Genomic DNA, 3,074 nt, shown 5'->3' on the forward strand with positions numbered 1-3,074 from the left:
GGGTCGCGGCGCGCGGCGCGCGGCGCGCGGCGCTGGAGCACAACCGAAGGCACGTCGCGCCACGGGAACACGTGGCGCGACGTGCGTTCCGTTGTGCAGGAGCACGCCGCACCACGCAACGGACGGGAGGCACGGTGCCACCCCGCACCGCGCCTCCCGTCCGGCGACGGAGCGCTCGCGGGGGCGCGGCACAACCGAAGGCACGTCGCGCCACGGGAACACGTGGCACGACGTGCTTTCCCTTGTGCGGAAGCACGCCGCACCACGCGACGGACGGGAGGCACGGTGCCACCCCGCGCCGCGCCTCCCGTCCGGCGACGGAACACGCGCGGGGGCGCGGCACAACCGAAAGCACGTCGCGCCACGGGAACACGTGGCACGACGTGCTTTCCCTTGTGCAGGAGCACGCCGCACCACGTAGCGGACGGGAGGCACGGGCCGACCCCGCACCGCGCCTCCCGTCCGGCAACGGAACACGCGCAGGGGCGCAGCACAACCGAAGGCACGTCGCGCCACGGAAACACACGGCGCGACGTGCGTTCCGTTGTGCGGGAGCACGCCGCACCACGCGACGGACGGGAGGCACGGTGCGAGCCCGCACCGTGCCTCCCGTCCGTCAGCCGGTCGCGCCGGCCGCTCGCGTCAGTACGCGACGCCGAACCGCGCGCGGTGGTGCGCCGGGTGCTCGATCTCGTCGACGATCGCGATCGCGTAGTCCGCACCGGAGATGTCCGAGTTGCCCTCGGCGTCGGTGAGGAGCAGGTCGTCCGTGGTGCGGTAGGTGCCCCGACGCTCGCCGGGGTTGTACCCGCCGAAGGCCGCGGCCGGGCTCACGTAGAACCAGTCGACGTCGCCGGTGTACCCACCAGAGCGCAGGCGGTCGAGGATCTCACCGTGGCTCTTCGCCTCGCCCTTGAAGGCGTCGGGGAACTCGGCGGTCTCGTAGAGCGCCGGACCGCCCTCGGCGACGAGCAGCGAACCCGCACCACCGACGATGCCGAGCCGGGCGCCGGCAGCAGCCGCTGCGTCGACGAAGTGCTGGAACTTGTCCTTCAGCTCACTGCCGTCCGCCTGGACCGCGTGCAGCGAGACCACGACGACGTCGGCGTCCTTCGTGACGTCCGCCACGAACGACGGGTCGAAGGCATCGCCCTGCGCGAGGGTGAGCCCCTCGGCGGCGTCGAGCTTGGAGGTGTCGCGAGCGACGGCGGTGACGGCGAGACCGCGGGACAGGGCCTCGCGGACGATGGCGGAGCCGGCGTACCCGGTGCCGCCGAAGACGACGATGTTGGTCATGAGAGTCCTTCCGTGACTGGTGCGACCGACGGTACTCGCGTTACTCTCTTCTGGGAAGTAGGCACCTCACAGTGCGTAACGGAGGTCGGGATGTCAGCACTCGAGTACAGCCCCTACGCGGCGGACTGCCCCTCGCGGCAGCTGCTCGACCGCATCGGCGACCGGTGGAGCGTGCTGGTGATCGGGTCGCTCGTCGACGGACCGCAGCGCTACTCCGCCGTCGCGAACCGGGTGCAGGGGGTGTCGCAGAAGATGCTCACGCAGACGCTGCGCGCGCTCGAGCGGGACGGACTGGTGACACGCACGGTCTTCCCCGAGATCCCGCCGCGGGTCGAGTACGAGCTCACCGAGCGGGGTCGCTCGCTGCGCGCGGTGCTGGCGCCGCTCGAGGACTGGGCAACGTCGCACATGGCGGACGTGCAGGACTCGCGCGACGTGTACGACGCGCGCTGAGCGCGTCGCCGTGTGGCGCTGTACCGCGCAGCACCGGGACCCGCACGGCACCGGTGCGGCGTCACGCGGCGCCGCGGACACGCGCGGCCGACCGCCGCTGACCGTCCGCAGGAAGACCCGGGAACCGGCGGTGGTTGCCTGGACACATGCGATCGATCGTCTACACGAAGCCCGGTGACAGCAGCGTCCTCGACCTGGTCGAGCGGGAGGTCCCCCAGCCCGGCCCCGGCGAGGTCCGCGTCCGCGTGGTCGTCTCCGGTGTGAACCCCACTGACTGGAAGGCCCGCGCCGGCGGTACCTACGGCGACGGCCTGCCCTTCCCCGAGATCACCCCGAACCAGGACGGCGCCGGCGTGGTCGACGCCGTCGGCGAGGGCGTCGAGACCCTGCACGAGGGCGACCGCGTGTGGCTGTACATGGCAGCCGCCAGCCGTCCCACCGGCACCGCACAGGAGTACACGGTCGTCCCGGCAGCGCGCGCGGTCGTGCTGCCCGAGGGCACGAGCTTCGACGTCGGTGCCTCGCTCGGTGTCCCGGCGATGACCGCCCACCGCGCACTCACCACCCACGAGGACGGTCCGGGCCGCCTGAGCCCCGGTGCGCTCGAGGGCCGCACGGTCCTGGTCGCCGGTGGCGCCGGGGCGGTGGGGCACGCCGCGATCCAGCTCGCCCGGTGGGCCGGCGCGACCGTGATCAGCACGATCAGCTCCGACGAGAAGGCTGCCCTGGCGACCGCCGCCGGCGCGCACCACACCGTGAACTACCGCGACGAGGACGCCGCCGCGCGCATCCACGAGATCGCCCCGGACGGCGTCGACATCGTCGTGGAGGTCTCGATCCCGCAGAACGCCCAGCTCGTCGCCGACGTCCTGGCGAACCACGGCGTCGTGTCGATCTACGCGAACAACGGTGGCGACGACGCGACGCTGCCGATCCGTCCGAACATGTCGGTCAACGCGCGCTACCAGTTCCTGCTGCTGTACACGATCGGCGACCGAGCCCTGGCTGCCGCCGCCGAGGACGTCACCGCCGCGCTGCGCGCCGACGTCCTGCCCGTCGGCGAGGACGCCGGCCTCCCCCTGACGCGCTTCGCGCTCGAGGACACCGCGGCCGCGCACGACGCCGTCGAGGGCGACGCGGTCGGCAAGGTCCTGATCGACGTCGCGTCCGAGTAGGACCGGTCACCGACGCGACCGGGTGACGGACGGGAGGCGCGACCCGCGTCCGGACGCCGCGTCACCGAGGCGACCCGGTGACGGCCGGGGGGGGGGGGGGGGGTGCGGCCCCGGGCGCCCCGGCGGCCCCCGCCCCCCCGGGACTCCCGG

General features: G+C 73.4%; 3 protein-coding genes. 2 read left to right on the top strand and 1 reads right to left on the bottom strand.

Annotated elements, in window-relative coordinates:
* Window positions 1-642: 642 nt before the first annotated feature.
* Window positions 643-1,296, bottom strand: coding sequence for an NAD(P)-dependent oxidoreductase (locus PIJ49_RS16890; RefSeq protein WP_066653653.1), 654 nt, complete (start codon window positions 1,294-1,296; stop codon window positions 643-645).
* A 90-nt stretch (window positions 1,297-1,386) separates the two neighbouring features.
* Between PIJ49_RS16890 and PIJ49_RS16895 the strand changes: the two genes are divergently transcribed.
* Window positions 1,387-1,749 (top strand): winged helix-turn-helix transcriptional regulator, encoded by a 363-nt coding sequence (locus PIJ49_RS16895; RefSeq protein ID WP_251154911.1) that lies wholly within the window; start codon window positions 1,387-1,389, stop codon window positions 1,747-1,749.
* 146 nt (window positions 1,750-1,895) lie between these two features.
* The gene (locus PIJ49_RS16900; protein WP_271827138.1) at window positions 1,896-2,924 is read left to right on the top strand and encodes an NADPH:quinone reductase; all 1,029 of its coding nucleotides are present in this window, start codon (window positions 1,896-1,898) and stop codon (window positions 2,922-2,924) included.
* The last annotated feature ends 150 nt before the right edge of the window (window positions 2,925-3,074 follow it).

The sequence above is a fragment of the Curtobacterium uvaldense genome (genome assembly GCF_028307415.1).
Taxonomy (GTDB): domain Bacteria; phylum Actinomycetota; class Actinomycetes; order Actinomycetales; family Microbacteriaceae; genus Curtobacterium.

What these genes read in the sequence shown, in the direction of transcription:
- PIJ49_RS16890 (WP_066653653.1), bottom strand. Translation starts at nt 1,296, where the DNA reads ATGACCAACATCGTCGTCTTCGGCGGCACCGGGTACGCCGGCTCCGCC.
- PIJ49_RS16895 (WP_251154911.1), top strand. Translation starts at nt 1,387, where the DNA reads ATGTCAGCACTCGAGTACAGCCCCTACGCGGCGGACTGCCCCTCGCGG.
- PIJ49_RS16900 (WP_271827138.1), top strand. Translation starts at nt 1,896, where the DNA reads ATGCGATCGATCGTCTACACGAAGCCCGGTGACAGCAGCGTCCTCGAC.